Here is an 18,450-nt window from a genome sequence, read left to right as displayed (position 1 = left end):
TTAAATTTGTCTCCTTTTCGAATGGCGAAATTGATTTAGAAGTGTACTATTGTAAGCATGATGATTATAACAATGAAGAGGTGATCATGATGAAAATGATCGTAGCACCGGATTCTTTTAAAGGGAGTCTGACCGCGGTGGAAGCAGCAGAAGCAATGGCTGCTGGAGTGAGGGACTATGATGCAACCATTACGACTGTTTTATTACCGGCAGCTGATGGTGGAGAAGGAACGATGCATAGTTTGGTGGGGGCCACGCAAGGGAAAGAAGTGACTTGCGCTGTCCAAGACCCGCTTGGTAGAACTATTGAAGCAAACTATGGTGTGCTTGGGGATGGGGTAACATGTGTCGTTGAAATTGCAGAAGCTTCGGGTCTTACGCTTTTACATGAAGACGAAAGGAATCCACTCGTTACGTCGTCTTATGGAACAGGAGAACTTATCCGACATGCACTTGCTGCTGGCTTTCGTAAATTCATTATCGGGCTTGGCGGTAGTGCGACGAATGACGCAGGGGCCGGGATGTTACAAGCACTTGGCATGAAATTCCTCTCCAGAGAGGGCGTGGAGCTGAATCCAGGAGGCGGTGCTCTCAATGAACTACATACAATGGACAGTTCTCATTTTGATAAGCGAATTGCGGAAAGCCATTTTCTCATTGCTTCAGATGTTAAAAATCCTTTTGTCGGTCCTACAGGTGCGTCTGCTGTTTTTGGTCCGCAAAAAGGAGCGACGCCTGCAATGGTGGCCCATCTTGATCAAGCACTCAACACATTTGCGAATGTCGTCGAACAACAAACAGGCGTATCACTACACGCGAAAAAAGGGGCAGGGGCAGCTGGTGGAGCAGGTGGTGCATTTCAAGCATTTATGCCAGGGGAAATGCAACAAGGCATTCATGTCGTACTACAAGCGATTGCATTTCACGAACAGCTAAATGAAGCGGATCTGATTTTAACGGGAGAAGGCAAAACCGATGTACAGACGCTATCGGGGAAAACTCCCTTCGGCATCGCGGAAATGGCACGAAAGGAAGGCAAGCCGGTGCTGTTGATTTCCGGGATGGTGGACCAAGAGAGCAGAGCTGCTTTGCAACCGTATTTCACTGAGATACATGAGATATCGGATGGAATCCGTTCGGTAGATGATTTAATGAAGAATGCTACTTATTATTTACAACAAAAAACAAAAGAAGTGCTGGAACAATATTTGACTAGTTAGCCCCCAAAAAGAACGTGGATCAAAACAATTATGATTTGATCCACGTTTTTTATTTATATCTAGTGAAATTAGATTCTAAAATTGTAATAGGTCTGCACAAAGGTTCAGAAAATAGTTTGTACTCTGCGAATTTTTGTGTTAAACTAATTTCTATTCAATTATGAAGTTTACACTTCATTTTGCTAGATAAAAAATGCTGATACTTCAAATGGTGATCAATGATGAAACTAAAAGAGCTCGTGCATGAGCATTTCCATAACTTATCGAAAAGTCAAAAGAAAGTTGCCACCTATGTGTTGGATCATCCCCGAAATGTCGCGGTGTCTTCGGCACAGGAAATTGGCGCGATGATCGGAGTAAGTGAGACGACGGTCATCCGCTTTTGCTATAGTCTCGGGCTTTCCGGTTATTCTGAACTGCAAAAGACCACGCGGGAACAGTTGCTCTTTCAAGAAAGCAGTTTGCACACTTATCAGCAATCCAAGCTTGAGTTGGAACAAGCGCCTAATTTTTATGAACAGGTGATGGAACAGGACTGTCGTACAATCCAGGAAACGATTAAGCAGATCAATGAGACGGATTATGAAACGGCGATCGACCAACTTTCAAAAGCGCAAACGGTATATATATTGGGGCTTCGTTCTTCCCATGCCGCGGCTAGTTGGCTTTCCTATTCGCTTGGGCTGGTCAGGCATGACGTCCGACTCATCCGCACAGAAGCAGAAGATGTCATTCGAACGTTAAGTACGATGAATGATCAATCCGTTTTAGTCGCTATTTCTTTTCACCGCTATTTAAAAGAAACAATCCGCATCGCTGAATTGGCCCGTGATCAGCAAGCCTATGTCATCGCGATAACAGATTCGTTGTTAGCGCCTATCCAAGCGCATAGTGATGTACTGTTTCCCATTTACTCACCGAATAAATCCACACTTGATGCGACGACTTCTTTGTTTTCGTTTATGAATGCGCTGGTTGCCGGTGTGTCTGTGAAAGAAAAGGAGCACTTCGAAAAACGTCAACAAACCTATCAATCATTGAATAGCGATTTTTTATTTGTGGAAGGGGCGGAGAAGCAATGAAAACGGTATTGCAAGAGGTGAAACCGATTGTCGAGAAGGTGTTCGCGCATTTACACGCTCACCCCGAAATCAGTTGGAAGGAAATCGAAACAACGAAGTATTTACAACAATTCATCGAGAATGAAGGATACGAGGTCACGACATTTGATGATTCAACAGGGCTTGTTGTAACTGCGGGAGCTGGAGACTATTGCGTTGGTCTCCGTACGGATATCGATGCACTTTGGCAGGAAGTCGACGGCGTGTACCAAGCGAATCATTCATGCGGACATGATGCGCATATGACGATGGCAGTCGGGACATTACTCGCACTGAAGAAGCTGGGCTATCCGAAGAACGGTCGACTGAAAGTGCTCTTCCAACCCGCCGAGGAAAAAGGGACGGGGGCATTGTCGTTTGTCGACAAAGGACTAGTCGATGACGTCGATTACTTGTATGGCGTCCACCTTCGCCCAATCCAGGAACTCGGCCTTGGTTACTCGGCACCCGCGATTATGCATGGCGCGGCGAAAATGTTGAAAGGGACCATAAGCGGCACCGACACGCACGGGGCTAGGCCGCATCTCGGACAAAATGCCATTGAAGTGATGGCTTTACTTGTACAAGCAATCCGCTCCATCCATGTCGATCCGATGGTACCCCATTCGGCGAAAATGACGATGTTCCAAGCGGGCGGCGAATCGGCCAACATCATCCCGGGAAATGGCGTCTTTAGCATTGATATGCGTGCGCAAACGAATGCGGTCATGGACAAGCTGTTTGATCACGTACAGACTGCAATCGAATCGGTTGCTAAGATGACTGGTGTAGAAATCCACTGTGAATTGCTCGCAGAAATTGCAGCAGCCGAAGTGGATGAAACGGCTGTCGACATCATGGCGCAAGCCATTACCGAAACGGTAGGCGAATTAGGTTTAGTTCCACCGATTGTCACGCCAGGCGGGGAGGATTTTCATTTTTACACATTGAAGCGTCCTTCCGTAAAAGCGACGATGCTTGGACTCGGTTGTGACCTTGCACCCGGCCTCCATCATCCAAAGATGACATTCAACCAAGACGGTATTTTGACCGGTATTGAAATTCTAACACGGGCAGTGATCGAAACGTTTGAACGGTTAGAACAAAAGGAAGTGGCACAATGAATCGAACGATTACAACACGTAAACTGGAAACAATTGAAGAGATGCGTCTCGTCCAATCCCTTGAAACAACCGTATGGGGATCGGAACCGATTCCGGTCCATCAAACCTATACGGCGATCACCAATGGAGGGCTGATGCTCGGTGCTTTTGATGGGGAGACAATCGTCGGCTTCTCCTATGGATTTACCGGATTTGCAAATGGAAAAACTTATTTATGTTCCCATATGCTCGGGATCCATCCGGATTATCAGCTGATGGGAATCGGCAAAACATTGAAAGAAGAGCAACGCACATATGCCATTGAAATGGGTTACGATTTGATCACCTGGACATTCGATCCTTTGGAAAGCCGGAACGCATATTTGAATGTATCGAAGCTATCCGGAATTTGCAGTACTTATTTAGAAAATTGGTACGGTGAAATGGAAGATGGGTTGAACAAAGGATTGCCTTCGGACCGTTTTAAAATCGAATGGTGGATCAAGAGCGAACGAGTGGAAGAGCGCTGGGTTCCGACGATTGACCGTTTTGATCGTCCGTTTCCAGTAGGGAAATCTGAACAAGGAAACCCGATGCTAAATTTTAATGAAGAAGAAATACCGACCAACAGTGCCGGTATCGAAATTCCGATACCCGAACATTTTCAGGTGATCAAGAAAAGTGAGCCGCAACTTGCACTGGATTGGCGACTAAAAATCAGGACGATTTTCCAAACGCTTTTCCGTGAAGGCTATGCATTGGTAAACGTCAATCGGACAACAACTGGCGTCCACTATTATCAAGCGGTCAAAAAAAATACAATTCCATTGAATACGAGTGAAAGAGGAGAAGACGAATGATTATTCAAGAAATTACTATCCGAAAAATGAAAATGATGATGAAGCATCCATTTACGACAAGTTTTGGAACGATGCAAGAAAAGGATTTTCTATTACTGGAGGCAAAAGACGAACTCGGCAATAGTGGTTGGGGCGAGTCGGTTGCATTCAGCGCGCCTTGGTACAACGAAGAGACGCTTGAAACGAATTTGCATATGCTTCAAGATTTTCTGATCCCACTCATACTAGGAAAAGAAATTGGGCATCCCGACGAAGTGAATGGCCTTTTCAGTGCCATCCGCAAGAATAATATGGCGAAATCGACCATTGAAGGAGCCATTTGGGACTTATACGCCAAGCGCAATAAAATGACATTGGCGCAAGCTTTAGGCGGGGAACGTGACAAAATCGAAGTCGGTATCAGTATCGGGATCCATGAACGAGTCGAAGATTTGATTGCCACCGTTCGTGGTTTTGTAGAGGAAGGCTATAAACGCATCAAGGTGAAAATCAAACCGGGCTATGACGTTGAAGTGATGCGCGCGCTTCGGGAACAATTCCCGGATGTTCCGCTCATGGCGGACGCCAACTCGGCTTATACATTGAACGATATTGAATTGTTGAAACAGCTGGACGCGTTTGACTTGACGATGATTGAACAACCACTTGCGTCCGATGATATTATCGACCATGCGACATTGCAGAAACAGATGACGACACCGATCTGTTTGGACGAAAGTATCCATTCGCTGGAAGATACGCGGAAAGCAGTGGAACTGGGAAGTACAAAAATTATCAATATTAAAATTGGCCGGGTCGGGGGCTTGACGGAAGCGAAGAAAATTCATGATTACTGTATGGAACAAGGTATCCCTGTTTGGTGCGGCGGCATGCTGGAATCGGGTATCGGGCGTGCGCATAATATCGCTTTGACGACATTGCCGAACTTCGTATTGCCAGGCGATACGGCCGGTTCTTCGCGCTATTGGGAAGAGGATGTCATTGCGCCGGAAGTCGTCGTAGAAGAAGGCTATATTACCGTACCGACCGCATATGGTATCGGCTATGAACCGAATTTCCGTGCAATGGACAAGTTTACAGTTGACACATATCATTTTAAAGCCGAATAATCAATTACGCCTTGGCGTAATTGCGTCCAGATTTTGAATCGAGCTTGCTCGATTGAATCCTTTCAAAATCTGTGACATCCGCCGGAGGCTTTATCTTCGTTCAGCCGGTGTTTGAACACCTACTGAACAGGAGAACAAAATCGCGTTCGCTTCTTTACCTATAGAGGTGAATTCTTCGGCTGAATGAAGATAAAAGTCGTGTGGGTGGATATCTGCCCACATGGTTTCTTTCGGGGTATTAATTCAGAATATTATAACATATAAACAGCTAGCAATTAGCAGGGGGAACATTTATGAGAAAGAGTTTTCAAATGGGTGCAGCCTTTATCGGTGTTATCGTCGGTGCCGGTTTTGCATCAGGGCAAGAGATTTTACAGTTTTTCACGAGCTTCGGTGCAATCGGCATTGCCGGTTCGATTGTCGCAACGTTATTTTTCGCTTTTATCGGGATGAATTTGACACAGTTGGGGAGCCGTTTACAAACCACTTCTCACCAGAAAGTCATCTATCATATTTGCGGCCGCTATTTAGGGGTTGTTGTTGACGTCATTATCACTTTTTTCCTGTTTGGTGTGACGGTCGTTATGTTTTCGGGAGCTGGAGCCATTTTTGAACAGCAATTTGGCATCCCGAGTGTCATTGGAAGTATACTGATGACCGTTATCACGATTATTTCCGTGACCTTCAGTGTCCAAAAAGTGATTACGCTTATTAGTGCATTTACGCCTTTTCTGTTGTTAATCGTCATCATCATTACGGTTTATTCGGTTATGAATTTCGATTTTGCATCCGCGGATTTGCAAGCGGTCGCCGCGAGCCAAAGCCGTGGGGCATCCCACTGGCTGTTAGGGGCAGTGTTATATGTGTCTTATAATATCGCAGCCGGTGCAGCCATGCTGACTGTCATGGGTGGAACGGTCAAAGATGAAAAAGTGGCGGCATGGGGAGGCATCATCGGTGGATTGGGTCTCGGTCTTCTCATCATCCTTATCAACGTTTCAATGTTAACGCAGTTGAAGGAAATTGCATCCGTACCGATGCCGATGCTCGTGTTGGCTAATAGCATGAGCCCAGTTATGAGTACGATCTTTTCGATTATCTTGCTTGGGATGATTTACAATACCGCGGTCGGTATGCTCTATGCTTTTACAGCCCGTACCGTGAAACCGGAAACGAAGAAATTCAAAGGTGCCGTTGTGTTATTCGGGTTAGCCGCATTCGGAGCAAGTTTCGTAGGGTTTATTACGCTTGTCGGAACGGTCTATCCAACAATGGGCTACTTAGGCTTCACGCTGATAGGCGCTATTATCTTTGCGTGGGCAATGAAAAAACGAGCACCCCAAAAAGTAGTAGAATCGTAATCATTAATTTCAATTGTTTACGATGAAATGCTGTCGGAATTGTACTTCAGCAGAACCATAACCCAAGTCTAGACGGCTTAAACAGCTCTTCAAATGACGTCACTGTCATTTAAAGAGCTGTTTTTTCATGATTTAACTTGATTCAGCAGAAGTCCCCCACTTCCATAAGTGGCGGGATGAATGCCAGAATGCACTTGAATCAGCAGGGAGTTCAAACTCCCTGCTGATTAGAGGAACTCAGGCTAAGGCACCAGCCATTGGAAAGCGCAATTCAAAATCTGGACGCAATCACGCCGAGGCGCGATTGATTTTGTACAACTGAAAGCCGTTGTGCAATTTCTTCGGCAATCTTCAAGCCGTGAAAGCGCCCATCTTCAATGTAAACACGATTGGTGATACCGCCTGTGACGACGCCCGAAAGGAAGACGTTTTTAACATTCGATTCATACGTTTCCGGATGAAAAGAAGGGACCAATGTAGCGGGATCGGTTTCGATGCCGAGTTGTTCCAACATCGATAGATCGGGTTGATAGCCGATCAAGGAAAAGACATAGTCATTCTCTATTAAGACGGTTCCTTCAGGCGAATGGATTTGAATCGTTGTTTCATCAATCGTTGCAACACTGGAATAAGGGTAAAATGCGATATGCCCTTTTTTCAAGAGATTGCGCATATCCAATAATAAGGACGGTTTGATCCCTTCCAATACGGTTTCCCCCCGGTGGACAAGGGTCACATGGGCGCCGTTTCGATAAAGATCAATGGCGGCTTCTACTGCGGAGTTTTTCCCGCCGACGACGGTGACATGTTGTCCGTAGTAAAGATGTCCTTCTTGATAGTAATGGGATACTTTTGGTAAATCGTCTCCGGCTATACCAAGTTGCCGTGGAGTATCAAAAATACCTGTTGCTAGGACAATCATTTGCGCTTCATAAGGAAGTTGGTTGCCATGTCGATCTTCCGCGTGGACTGTGAAGGATTCGCCGTTTTTTATCACTTTATTCACTTTTTGATAGCATTTGATATGCAGTTCTTGCCTTTCTGTTACGAGGCGATAATATTTCAGTAGTTCTGTTCGGTTGGGGCGCACATCTTGGGATACGAATGGGATCTTCCCGATTTCCAAACGATCTGAAGTGCTGTAGAATGTCATATGTAAAGGGCAATTGACAATGGAATTAACAATCGCCCCTTTTTCAAGAATGACATAAGAGAGTCCTTTTTTTTGTAGGGCAAGCCCTGTCGCTAATCCGCAAGGCCCTCCACCGATAATGACAACGTCATATAATTGATTCAATTTAACTCCTCCTCATCGATCATTGGAAAATATGAGCTTCTGCGGAAGTATGTTCAAGCAAATCCTCAACTATACTCATTCCGAGAACTGTGAATACATTTACTTATTGCTTTTGTAAGCACCGTTCCATATAATTAGTATTTGGATGGATTCAAAAATCGTAGGAGTTCGCTCCGTGCATCATGCCGGATGATTGCAGTCAGTCACTTGTCTATCCCACGTCAAGGGAAACGATCGTCTTCCCGTTATTAAAAGCCGAATTTGTCAAGGCTTCCCCTTATCTGGCCTGTGAAAGGTCCACTTCGTTTCATTCTGTTTTGAATTTATTAATTTTCGTGTATAAAAGAAGACTAGAGGATAAGCCGATAAAACAACGTCAGATGATGTTTTATCAGTGGCTAATCTTTTTTTGTTTGGAGACAAGCGTGTTACGTTTTTGATTAAAAGTGGCACGATGGACCTGTCATACATTTAACAAAGACTGCAAAAACAGGCGACATGGTGCGTAATCGTGTTACGAATTATGTGAAATGTGTCACTACTTCAGGAGAGGATGAAAGGTGGTTGCATGATGCAAGACTCAACATTAAAAAGATTTGGCGTTTCGATGGATGGAAATTTGCTGAGGAGGTTTGATCATTTTGTTAAATTGAGAGGGTATGAAAATCGTTCCGAAGCCGTTCGTGATCTTGTCCGGGAGGCGATTATCAAACAGTCTTGGGAAGATGAGGAACAAATCATTGCAGGAAGCATTCTTTTATTTTATGACCATCATCAACGGCACCTGCTTGAAGAAATGACCCATATTCAGCATGGCATGCATGATCTGATCCTTGCAACGACACATTTCCATCTAAACCATGACAGCTGTCTGGAGTTGATTGTTGTCAAAGGAAAAGTGAAGGAAATCCAGGAGTTAAGCCATAAATTGACGAGTTTGAAAGGCGTGACGTATGGAAACTTCACTGTGGCACCAGTAGAACAAATCTGATCTAGAAGGAAAAATTGCATTGCCAATGGAATGTCAATTACTCGGATAAAGGAGTTTTGTAGATGAAATATGGAAGATACATGGTCGCATTACTAGCGATATCACTGTTATTGGCAGGTTGTTTTTCACCAAAATCGAGTCAAACGAGTAAAAGTGAAGACAAGCCGAAAGACGAGCTCGTGCTGGCGTTCGGCTCTGAACCTGAAACGGGGTTTGATCCGATCACTGGATGGGGACGGTATGGATCTCCCCTTTTCCAAAGTACCTTGCTAAAACGGGATGACAAACTGAACATCGTCAATGATTTGGCGGAAAGTTACGATGTCAGTTCGGATGGGAAAACCTGGACCGTTACGTTACGTGACGATGTTACATTTTCGGATGGAGAACCGTTGACGGCGGAAGATGTTCAATTCACATTTGAAAAAGCGGCAACGAGCGGATCAATCGTTGACTTGAATAATGTGGAGAAAGTGGAAGCGGTCGATGCAACAACTGTGAAATTCATGTTGAAAGAAGCTCAATCAACATTTGTCAATAATCTGGTGGCTACGGGGATCGTTCCTAAACATGCATATAATGAAACCTATGCGGAAAATCCTATCGGTTCAGGTCCTTATCAGTTTGTCCAGTGGGATAAAGGCCAGCAGCTAATCGTTCAGGCAAATCCTTCGTATTATGGTAAAGAACCTTATTTTAAAAAGATCACTTTTCTATTTTTGAGTGAAGATGCTGCCTTTGCCGCGGCGCAAGCGGGAACAGTCGATCTTGCAGCGATTCCTGCAGCCTTCAGCAAAAAAGAAATACCGGGCATGAAGTTGGAAGCGGTGAAAACGGTGGACAATCGTGGAATCGTTTTTCCATTTGTGAAGTCAGGTGAATTGACGGAAGATGGGTATCCGATTGGGAATGACGTCACTGCTGATCCGGCCATTCGCCATGCAATTGATCAGGCTGTAGATCGACAAGCATTGATCGATGGGGTATTGGAAGGATATGGTTCGCCTGCTTATACATCTGTGGATGGTCTCCCTTGGTGGAATCCGGAGACGGTCATTGAGGATGCTGATTTGGACGGAGCGCGTCAATTGTTGGAAGAAGCCGGATGGAAAGATACAGATGGCGACGGCATTCTTGAAAAAGGTTCTTTGAAAGCCGAATTCAGCTTGTATTATCTGGCGAGTGATAGTGTTCGTCAATCATTGGCTATTGCTGTTGCAGATATGATCAAACCGCTTGGCATCAATATTAAAGTAGAAGGCGGAAGCTGGGATGTCATCGGTCAGAAAATGTATTCCGAAGCTGTGTTGATGGGCTGGGGAAGTCATGATCCGCACGAACTCTATAATATTTATAGTAGCGAGAATGCAGGGATCGAATATTATAATACCGGTTTTTATCAAAATGAAACCGTAGATGAGTATTTTAAAAAGGCACTACAAGCGAACAGTGAAGCTGAAGCGATTGAGTTTTGGCAAAAAGCGCAATGGGATGGCACGACCGGCTTAAGTGGAAAAGGCGATGCAGCGTGGGCATGGCTAGTGAATATCGACCATCTTTATATCATGAAAGAAAACCTCGATATCGGCGAACAACGGATTCATGTGCATGGGCATGGCTGGCCGGCAACAGATAATATAGCTGAGTGGAAATGGAGTAACTAACGTGCATAAACAGTTCGGTGCAAGGATCGGAATCTTTTTACTTATGAAAGGCGTAAGAATGCTGACATTATTGTTCGCCATCTGCCTGATTTCGTTTCTGTTAATTAAAAACTCTCCGATCGATCCGATTCAAGCTTATATCGGAGCCGATATGATGAAAGTGGGACCCGAACAGCGTGAGAAGATTGCAGCCTATTGGGGGCTCGATCAGCCTGTGATGGTGCAGTTTTTCAATTGGGGTTCCGCTTTGCTGTCAGGCGATCTCGGCACATCCATGATTTTCCGTCGTCCGGTCTCTGAAATCATTGGGGAACGGTTCTTGAATTCGCTAGCACTCATGTTAACTGCATGGGTGTTATCGGGAGTTATCGGTTTTGCGATGGGTGTCGTGTCCGCTATGAAAAAGGACACGTGGATCGATCGGATTATTAAATGGTATTGTTACACATTGGCATCGACACCGACTTTTTGGATGGGGCTGCTCATGCTTATCGTCTTTGCTGTGTGGCTCGGTCGGTTTCCGATCGGTTTGGGTGTACCGGCGGGTGTGTTGGCGGGGGACGTCACTATAGCGGATCGCCTCCAGCATTTATTCCTTCCTGCAATGACGTTAAGCATTGTCGGCGTCGCGAATGTAGCTTTGCATACGCGTCAAAAGCTGATCGATGTGCTTGCAAGCGATTATGTACTGTTTGCGCGGGCAAGAGGTGAACGTGGTTTCATGTTATTTTGGCGACATGGGTTACGGAATGTCGCGTTGCCTGCCATCACCTTACAATTTGCTGCCTTCAGCGAATTATTTGGTGGGGCGGTGCTTGCTGAGCAAGTCTTTTCCTATCCCGGCCTTGGACAAGCGACAGTTGAAGCCGGGTTAAGGGGAGATGTCCCACTCTTATTGGGATTGGTGCTATGTAGCACATTATTTGTTTTTATCGGAAATTTACTAGCCGATTTGATCTACTTCATCGTGGATCCGAGGACGAGGGAGGGACGGTCGTTATGATGCCCCACTTCGATAGCAGGAAGAAAGAAAAGGGATTGAAACGATTTTCATTGAATCGCAGGCAAAGGACGCTCTGGACAATACTAGTAGCAACAGTGTTTCTACTCCTCGTTGTCATGGGCGGCGCTTTGCTGGATGAAGATAGAATAGCAACGAATCTGGGTGCGCGTAATTTGATGCCTTCACTCGATCATTTCTTTGGAACGGATTGGTTAGGGCGGGATATGTTTACCCGTACGATGATGGGGCTCAGTTTAAGTATGGGTGTCGGATTATTGGGGGCAGTCGGAAGTACATCCATTGCGCTACTGCTTGGGATGGCTGCGGCTTCTATGGGGAAAATGGCGGATCGCTTCATATCGTGGCTCATCGATCTCTTCTTGAGTGTCCCCCATTTGGTTACCTTGATTTTGATTGCTTTTACATTAGGGGGAGGGTTCAAAGGGATTGTCATCGGGCTGATGCTCACGCATTGGCCAAGCCTTGCCCGTGTCATCCGGGCGGAAGTGATGCAAATCCGTTCAGCCGATTATGTCCGGATTTCCAGACAGATGGGGAAATCCCGCTGGTGGATTGCATTGCATCATATTTTTCCACATTTGATCCCACAATTGCTGATCGGTTTTATGTTGATGTTTCCGCATGTGATTTTACATGAAGCGGCCGTTACATTTATCGGGTTAGGATTATCGCCCCACGAGCCGGCAATCGGCATCATCTTGTCGGAGTCCATGAAATATTTGTCATCGGGGATGTGGTGGCTCGCCTTTTTCCCAGGGCTTTGTCTGCTAATCATTGTGCGGACATTTGAAACGATCGGGGAAAGTCTCCGATTGCTCATCGATCCGACGAGAGCCCATGAAAAGTAAAAAGGTGCGTGATCTATTTTGGAAGGAGGTCACCAATGTCGATATTAGAAGTGAAAGATTTATCGATCGCATTCAATCAATATACAACGGGTTTGAAACAGGAAACGATCAAGGTCATTTCCAATTTGAGTGTCGCGCTGGAAGAAGGTGAAATCCTAGCGGTCGTTGGAGCGAGCGGTTCAGGGAAAAGCTTGTTGGCGCATGCGATTCTTGGGATTTTGCCAAACAATGCGAATGTCAGCGGGACCATTGCGTATAACGGAGAAGCGTTGACGGCGAAACGCCAGTCTGCCTTGCGCGGCACGGAAATTGCATTGATTCCACAATCGGTCAACTACCTCGATCCATTGATGCGTGTCGGGAAACAAGTCCGTACGTCGGCAAGGGAGGGAGATGCGGTCGTGTCGCAACGTGCGGTTTTTGAACGCTTTCATTTGCAGCCGGATGTGGAGCGCATGTTTCCTTTTCAGCTGTCTGGAGGCATGGCGAGAAGAACGCTTCTTTCTACAGCAATCGTCAGTGGAGCGAAAGTGATCATTGCAGATGAGCCTACGCCGGGACTTGATCCGGCAGTCATGCGAGAAGCATTGAGCAATTTCCGGGAATTTGCGGATCAAGGCTGTGCGGTGATGCTCATTACGCATGACATTGAGTCGGCTTTGACAATCGCCGATAAGATTGCGGTGTTTTATGCGGGGACTACTGTGGAAATAGCGCCGGTAGAGGATTTTACTGGCAATGGCGAAGCACTTCGGCATCCGTATAGCAAGGCGTTATGGCGAGCATTGCCACAAAACGATTTTATCCCGATACCGGGATCGCAACCCCGGCCGGATCATTTGCCACCGGGCTGTCTGTTTGCGCCGCGTTGTCCATTAGCGACTCATACTTGTGATCAAGCACAACCCGAAATGCGCAATTTGCGGGATGGGGTGGTGAGATGTATTCATGCAACTTGAAGCAAACAATATTGGATTTCGCTACGGAGATGGACCATGGCTTTTCCAAGGATTGGATTTGTCCGTTGAGTCAGGGGAAATTGTTGGTCTGACGGGTCCAAGTGGATTAGGAAAAACAACTTTTTGCCGGATTTTAGCGGGATTTGAAAAGCCTTTGACGGGAAGTGTTACGATCGATAGTTTACCGATTTCCCCGAAAGGATTTCACCCGGTCCAGTTAGTTTTTCAGCATCCGGAAAAAGCCGTCAATCCACGTTGGAAGATGGCAAAAGTGCTGAACGAAGGATGGGCGCCTGATCAGGAGTTGCTCGATTTGTTAGGCATTGAACAGGAATGGTTGACCCGCTGGCCGAACGAGTTATCAGGGGGAGAACTGCAACGGTTTTGTGTGGCTAGAGCGTTATCTCCACATACCCGTTTTCTAATTGCCGATGAAATGACAACAATGCTCGACGCCATCACCCAAGCTCAAATCTGGCAGGCCGTCCTTGAAATCGCTAAACAGCGCGAAATGGGCATCATTATTGTCAGTCACGAAGAAAAATTGGTAAAAAGACTTTGCCATCGGGTCATTGATTTAGGAACTAGATGAAAACAGCCCGCCGAATTACACATCTGGTAATTCGGTGGGCTGTTTTATGTTTATTCCTAGTATGAAAGAATTTGAAGTGATCAAAGTCGTTGGGTGTGCGCTCATAAAGTTACGGGAGTGCCCAAAGTGGTTGCGTGGCGCTCATAAAGTTATGAAAGTGATCAAAGAATTTGTTATGCGCTCATAAAGTTACAAGGGTGCTCAAAGAATTTGCTAGGCGCTCATAAAGTTACGAGAGTGCTCAAAGTAATTGCCAGTCGCTCATAAAGTTGTGGGAGTGCTCAAAGTAGTTGTTATGCGCTCATAAAGTTGTGAAAGTGCTCAAAGAATTTACTAGGCGCTCATAAAGTTACGGGAGTGCTCAAAGCCGTTGTTATGCGCTCATAAAGTTGTGAAATTGCTCAAAGAATTTGTTATGCGCTCATAAAGTTACGGGAGTGCTCAAAGCCGTTGTTATGCGCTCATAAAGTTTGAGAGAGCTCAAAGTAATTGCCGGGCGCTCATAAAGTTGTGGGAGTGCTCAAAGTAGTTGTTATGCGCTCATAAAGTTGTGAAAGTGATCAAAGAATTTACTAGGCGCTCATAAAGTTACGGGAGTGCTCAAAGCCGTTGTTATGCGCTCATAAAGTTGTGAAAGTGCTCAAAGAATTTGCTAGGCGCTCATAAAATTACAAGAATGCTCAAAGCCCCTTACCAAGCGCTCATAAAACTTCCGCTTGTGCAAACGCATGCATCTCTACATGTCCAATTTAAATCCCCGGAAAATACAAAGTAGTGTACAATTTCGTAGTAGGGAGATCATTGATAGTTCTTCCTATTCCCTCATTTCATAAGTCGTTCTTAATGCTTTCAACTCGTTCACTAACTTATCCCCGATTGAAGCTGCCAGTGTATCATAGAGGGGATCGAGTTTCGTTTTCCATTGTAGCTTTTCCTGGGCACTCAGTTCATGAATTTGTATGGATGAGTTTTGTTTGATAAGTTCGAGTTGTTCTTCGTTTATTTTGATGGCTTGCCGATCGTTCCAGGCGGTTGTTTCTTCCATCGCTTCAAGTAGGATCTGCTGGGTATTTTTTGATTGCCGGTCCCACACTTTTTGATCCATCATGACGACGTAGCCTAAATAGCCATGATTGCTGATCGTTAAATGCTTTTGGACTTCATAAAATTTTTTGGAATAAATATTTGAAATCGTATTTTCTTCGCCATCGATTTTCCCAGCTTCGATTAAGTGATACGTATCATTAAAGGATTCGGGTTGCGCCTCAGCACCGAGTAACTCATATTGGGCACGGAGAATGTCGCTGGTCATAATGCGGATCGTTTGTCCCTGTAAATCTTGGGGTGAACGGATAGGGCCGGTATTGGACGTGATTTGTCTAAAGCCGTTTGACCAGTGAGCCAGTCCTAAAATGCCCTCTTTTTGTAATGAATCCAATAAATGTGTACCGATCGGACCGTGTATGCCTTCTTCAATCGCTTCATAAGTCGGAAAGGCAAAAGGAAGATCGAGCACAGCCCATTCCGGAGAAAGGCCACCCATTTTTGCGGTGGAAGTCGCGATGAAATGGACTTGCCCTTCTTTTAAAGCTGTAATATCTTCAATATCAGAGAACAAGCTGCCGTTGGGAAAGACAACAATCTTGATCTTGCCGTTCGATTTTTCATTGACGAGTTCTGCAAATTTGTCTGCCGCCCGTCCTTTCGGTGTATTTTCTGCGACAACATGGCTGAAGGTGAAAACGATTTGCTCGCTCAGCCCTTCTTGTTCATCGTCAAAAGGAAGTTCTTCGTCAGGGGAAAGATAACGGTAGCCTACTATGCCTGCAAAAATAATGCCTAGAAGTAATAGAATCACAATTGTATTTTTCACCAATAAACCTCCTCGCTTATTGTAAGCATACTGAGGAAATTACAGTTCGTAAAGACGAAAAGAGTGTATGCAGATTGAAACCTTTATCGATTCGATGGAAAATTATGCTGTTATCGTATATTGTCGTGATCTTTTCGTTATTGATGGGTGGGATTGTCATCATTTCGAGCATCCAGCAAAACGAGGAAAAAGAATTGCGCATCCGGTCGATGAATACGGCGCGGACAGTAGCCGAGTTGACGGATGTGCGAAATGCCATCCAGGAACCGCAGGGCTGGGAAAGCTTGGACCCGATCATTGAAGAAATTAGCGTCATTAATGGAACGGATTATATTGTCGTCATGAATATGGAGCGGATCCGGTATTCCCATCCTGTAAAAGAGAGGATTGGCAAAGTATCGCAAGGGGAAGATGAAAAAGCGGCTTTTGCAGAACATATTTATTTTTCTAAGGCGGAAGGAGAAATCGGTACCTTCATCCGGGCATTTGTCCCAATTAAAGATGCGGAGTTAAATCAAATCGGTGTCGTTGTTGTTGGAAATAAAATTCCGGCATTTCTCGATATCATGATGAATGTATCCAAAGATATCCTATTTATCGTTGTGTTGACATTGCTTTTCGGACTGCTCGGCTCGATCTTGTTGGCCAACCATATTAAAAAGCAGATGTTCCAGTTGGAGCCCTATGAAATTAAACGCATGCATGAAGAAAGAATCGCCACTTTCCATGCGATGAATGAAGGCGTCATTGCCATCGACAATAAAGAAATTGTAACGGTATTCAATGACAAAGCGAAGAAGATTTTTAATGTAAAAGGAAAATTTGTCGGTCAACCGATTCGAACGGTGCTAGCGGATACAAGACTTCCGGAAATTGTCGAAAGGGATCAGGCGGTCTATAATGAGGTCATCCAAGTAAGTGGCAAGGTCATTTTAAGCACCCGCGTCCCGATTCATAAAGATGATGAATTAATCGGGGCTGTAGCCATTTTTCAGGATCGGACGGACGTGGCCAAGCTGGCAGAAGAATTAACAGGTGTAAAAAACTTTGTAGAAGCATTAAGGGTGCAGAGCCATGAACATATGAATAAGCTGCACACGATCGCAGGCTTGATCCAGCTTGGAAAGCCGGAAAAGGCGTTACAACTTGCATTTGAGATTTCAGAAGAACAGGAAGGCGTCACGAAATTTCTACATGAAAAAATTAAAAATGATGCCCTTGCAGGTCTTCTGTTAAGCAAAGTGGGAAGAGGGAAGGAATTAGGGATTTCGGTGGAAATTGATAAGAACAGCTTTTTTTCAACCTTTCCCAATCAATTGGATCAACATGATTTCGTCGTATTATTGGGCAATCTCATTGAAAATGCCTTTGGAGCTTTCGAACAGGTTGGGGTGGAGGATAAGAAAATCGAGTTGAGTATTGAACAGAACGAAAATGTCTGTGCCCTATTAGTGGAAGATAACGGGGCTGGGATTGAGGAAGCTTACTTGCCGAGAATTTTTGACAAAGGCTTTACGATGAACAAATCCGAAGGGACAGGGTATGGACTCTTTCTCGTGAAACAGATTGTTGAAAAAGGGAATGGCTGCATTGAAGTTTCAACCGATAAAGGTGGAGGCACTTCAATACTGATTACTTTCCCGATGGAAATGGGGGCGATATAGGTGGGGAAAGATGAAATCAAGGTGCTGTTGATCGAAGACGATCCAATGGTGCAGGAAGTGAATCGAGAATTTATCGAAAGTGTGAAAGGCTTTCGAATCGTAGGCGTTGCGAACAACGGTGAAGAGGGCATTGCGCTTGTGAAAAAATTGAGTCCGGATCTCGTCATATTGGATATCTATATGCCGAAAAAAGATGGAAAGAAGACGTTGCAGGAATTCAGAAAGCTACAATTGAAGGCTGACGTGATTGTTGTATCAGCTGCCAAGGACAGCGAAACCATTAAACTGATGCTTCAAAATGGAGCGATGGATTATATTATTAAACCGTTTAAAATCCATCGCATCCAACAAGCATTAGAGAAGTATCAGAAGTATAGAAACAGCTTACGCGAGACTGAAACGATATCGCAGGAACAGCTGGATTTATTGCTGCATGCTCAGTCTTCAAACCGCAACACGGGCAATCATTTGCCGAAGGGGTTGAATGAATTCACCTTAAATGAAATTACACATTATATCGATCGTCAAGACGAGCCTCGTTCTGCCGAAGAGGTGGCAAACGCAATCGGCATCGCCCGAGTCACCGCCCGCCGTTACTTGGATTATTTAGAAAAAAGCGGCGGGATCACGCTTGATGTGCAGTATGGTGGCGTCGGGCGACCTGTCAATCGTTACGTCCGCAATAATGATCATAAGTGAGACCAAAAAGACCAAAATAGCCGTTATGACCAGAAACTTCTCACCTCTTGTTGGAAGCGTTATCATTCTAATTAATTAGTGAAATG

General features: G+C 45.1%; 16 protein-coding genes. 14 read left to right on the top strand and 2 right to left on the bottom strand.

What is annotated here, in order from left to right; all coding sequences use genetic code 11:
- The first annotated feature begins 89 nt into the window (after nt 1–89).
- The 6 genes from MHZ95_RS12525 to MHZ95_RS12500 all read left to right on the top strand — a co-directional run bounded on the left by MHZ95_RS12525 (nt 90) and on the right by MHZ95_RS12500 (nt 6,753).
- The gene (locus tag MHZ95_RS12525; RefSeq protein ID WP_239390959.1) at nt 90–1,220 is read left to right on the top strand and encodes a glycerate kinase; all 1,131 of its coding nucleotides are present in this window, start codon (nt 90–92) and stop codon (nt 1,218–1,220) included.
- A 221-nt stretch (nt 1,221–1,441) separates the two neighbouring features.
- Nucleotides 1,442–2,302: a MurR/RpiR family transcriptional regulator gene (locus MHZ95_RS12520; RefSeq protein WP_239390958.1), complete on the top strand. Its 861-nt coding sequence runs from the start codon at nt 1,442–1,444 to the stop codon at nt 2,300–2,302.
- Complete coding sequence (locus MHZ95_RS12515) at nt 2,299–3,444, top strand: M20 peptidase aminoacylase family protein (RefSeq protein WP_239390957.1); 1,146 nt, start codon at nt 2,299–2,301, stop codon at nt 3,442–3,444. Before MHZ95_RS12520 ends, MHZ95_RS12515 begins: the two co-directional genes overlap by 4 nt.
- Complete coding sequence (locus MHZ95_RS12510; protein ID WP_239390956.1) at nt 3,441–4,283, top strand: GNAT family N-acetyltransferase; 843 nt, start codon at nt 3,441–3,443, stop codon at nt 4,281–4,283. Before MHZ95_RS12515 ends, MHZ95_RS12510 begins: the two co-directional genes overlap by 4 nt.
- Nucleotides 4,280–5,392 (top strand): o-succinylbenzoate synthase, encoded by a 1,113-nt coding sequence (gene menC, locus MHZ95_RS12505; protein WP_239390955.1) that lies wholly within the window; start codon nt 4,280–4,282, stop codon nt 5,390–5,392. The genes MHZ95_RS12510 and menC overlap by 4 nt, the downstream gene beginning before the upstream one ends.
- Nucleotides 5,393–5,685: 293 nt before the next feature.
- Nucleotides 5,686–6,753: a YkvI family membrane protein gene (locus tag MHZ95_RS12500; RefSeq protein WP_239390954.1), complete on the top strand. Its 1,068-nt coding sequence runs from the start codon at nt 5,686–5,688 to the stop codon at nt 6,751–6,753.
- Nucleotides 6,754–7,024: 271 nt separating this feature from the next.
- Here MHZ95_RS12500 and MHZ95_RS12495 read toward each other — a convergent pair whose 3' ends face one another.
- Nucleotides 7,025–8,050, bottom strand: a complete 1,026-nt coding sequence (locus tag MHZ95_RS12495; RefSeq protein WP_239390953.1) for a YpdA family putative bacillithiol disulfide reductase — start codon at nt 8,048–8,050, stop codon at nt 7,025–7,027.
- Between the two features lie 571 nt (nt 8,051–8,621).
- Between MHZ95_RS12495 and nikR the strand changes: the two genes are divergently transcribed.
- From nikR to MHZ95_RS12465, 6 genes are all read left to right on the top strand, one after another.
- Nucleotides 8,622–9,041: a nickel-responsive transcriptional regulator NikR gene (gene nikR, locus MHZ95_RS12490; RefSeq protein WP_239390952.1), complete on the top strand. Its 420-nt coding sequence runs from the start codon at nt 8,622–8,624 to the stop codon at nt 9,039–9,041.
- A 62-nt stretch (nt 9,042–9,103) separates the two neighbouring features.
- The gene (locus MHZ95_RS12485; protein WP_239390951.1) at nt 9,104–10,705 is read left to right on the top strand and encodes an ABC transporter substrate-binding protein; all 1,602 of its coding nucleotides are present in this window, start codon (nt 9,104–9,106) and stop codon (nt 10,703–10,705) included.
- A 43-nt stretch (nt 10,706–10,748) separates the two neighbouring features.
- Nucleotides 10,749–11,708 (top strand): ABC transporter permease, encoded by a 960-nt coding sequence (locus tag MHZ95_RS12480; RefSeq protein WP_255726774.1) that lies wholly within the window; start codon nt 10,749–10,751, stop codon nt 11,706–11,708.
- Nucleotides 11,705–12,577 carry an ABC transporter permease gene (locus MHZ95_RS12475; RefSeq protein ID WP_239390950.1) on the top strand — a complete coding sequence of 291 codons (873 nt, stop codon included), beginning with the start codon at nt 11,705–11,707 and terminating at the stop codon, nt 12,575–12,577. The genes MHZ95_RS12480 and MHZ95_RS12475 overlap by 4 nt, the downstream gene beginning before the upstream one ends.
- Nucleotides 12,578–12,612: 35 nt before the next feature.
- Nucleotides 12,613–13,536, top strand: coding sequence for an ABC transporter ATP-binding protein (locus tag MHZ95_RS12470; protein ID WP_239390949.1), 924 nt, complete (start codon nt 12,613–12,615; stop codon nt 13,534–13,536).
- Nucleotides 13,526–14,128, top strand: a complete 603-nt coding sequence (locus MHZ95_RS12465) for an ABC transporter ATP-binding protein (protein WP_239390948.1) — start codon at nt 13,526–13,528, stop codon at nt 14,126–14,128. The genes MHZ95_RS12470 and MHZ95_RS12465 overlap by 11 nt, the downstream gene beginning before the upstream one ends.
- A gap of 814 nt (nt 14,129–14,942) precedes the next feature.
- Here MHZ95_RS12465 and MHZ95_RS12460 read toward each other — a convergent pair.
- Nucleotides 14,943–16,001, bottom strand: a complete 1,059-nt coding sequence (locus MHZ95_RS12460; RefSeq protein ID WP_239390947.1) for a DctP family TRAP transporter solute-binding subunit — start codon at nt 15,999–16,001, stop codon at nt 14,943–14,945.
- Nucleotides 16,002–16,105: 104 nt separating this feature from the next.
- Here MHZ95_RS12460 and MHZ95_RS12455 point away from each other — a divergent pair, with 104 nt between their 5' ends.
- Nucleotides 16,106–17,665, top strand: coding sequence for an ATP-binding protein (locus tag MHZ95_RS12455; RefSeq protein WP_239391193.1), 1,560 nt, complete (start codon nt 16,106–16,108; stop codon nt 17,663–17,665).
- On the top strand, nt 17,666–18,364 hold the full coding sequence (locus MHZ95_RS12450) for a response regulator (protein ID WP_239390946.1): 699 nt from the start codon (nt 17,666–17,668) through the stop codon (nt 18,362–18,364).
- Nucleotides 18,365–18,450: the final 86 nt, after the last annotated feature.

The sequence above is a fragment of the Sporosarcina sp. ACRSM genome (genome assembly GCF_022346545.1).
Lineage (GTDB): Bacteria > Bacillota > Bacilli > Bacillales_A > Planococcaceae > Sporosarcina.
This window is presented reverse-complemented; position numbering and strand designations above follow the sequence as displayed.

What these genes read in the sequence shown, in the direction of transcription:
- MHZ95_RS12525 (WP_239390959.1), top strand. Translation starts at nt 90, where the DNA reads ATGAAAATGATCGTAGCACCGGATTCTTTTAAAGGGAGTCTGACCGCG.
- MHZ95_RS12520 (WP_239390958.1), top strand. Translation starts at nt 1,442, where the DNA reads ATGAAACTAAAAGAGCTCGTGCATGAGCATTTCCATAACTTATCGAAA.
- MHZ95_RS12515 (WP_239390957.1), top strand. Translation starts at nt 2,299, where the DNA reads ATGAAAACGGTATTGCAAGAGGTGAAACCGATTGTCGAGAAGGTGTTC.
- MHZ95_RS12510 (WP_239390956.1), top strand. Translation starts at nt 3,441, where the DNA reads ATGAATCGAACGATTACAACACGTAAACTGGAAACAATTGAAGAGATG.
- menC (WP_239390955.1), top strand. Translation starts at nt 4,280, where the DNA reads ATGATTATTCAAGAAATTACTATCCGAAAAATGAAAATGATGATGAAG.
- MHZ95_RS12500 (WP_239390954.1), top strand. Translation starts at nt 5,686, where the DNA reads ATGAGAAAGAGTTTTCAAATGGGTGCAGCCTTTATCGGTGTTATCGTC.
- nikR (WP_239390952.1), top strand. Translation starts at nt 8,622, where the DNA reads ATGCAAGACTCAACATTAAAAAGATTTGGCGTTTCGATGGATGGAAAT.
- MHZ95_RS12485 (WP_239390951.1), top strand. Translation starts at nt 9,104, where the DNA reads ATGAAATATGGAAGATACATGGTCGCATTACTAGCGATATCACTGTTA.
- MHZ95_RS12480 (WP_255726774.1), top strand. Translation starts at nt 10,749, where the DNA reads ATGAAAGGCGTAAGAATGCTGACATTATTGTTCGCCATCTGCCTGATT.
- MHZ95_RS12475 (WP_239390950.1), top strand. Translation starts at nt 11,705, where the DNA reads ATGATGCCCCACTTCGATAGCAGGAAGAAAGAAAAGGGATTGAAACGA.
- MHZ95_RS12470 (WP_239390949.1), top strand. Translation starts at nt 12,613, where the DNA reads ATGTCGATATTAGAAGTGAAAGATTTATCGATCGCATTCAATCAATAT.
- MHZ95_RS12465 (WP_239390948.1), top strand. Translation starts at nt 13,526, where the DNA reads ATGCAACTTGAAGCAAACAATATTGGATTTCGCTACGGAGATGGACCA.
- MHZ95_RS12455 (WP_239391193.1), top strand. Translation starts at nt 16,106, where the DNA reads ATGCTGTTATCGTATATTGTCGTGATCTTTTCGTTATTGATGGGTGGG.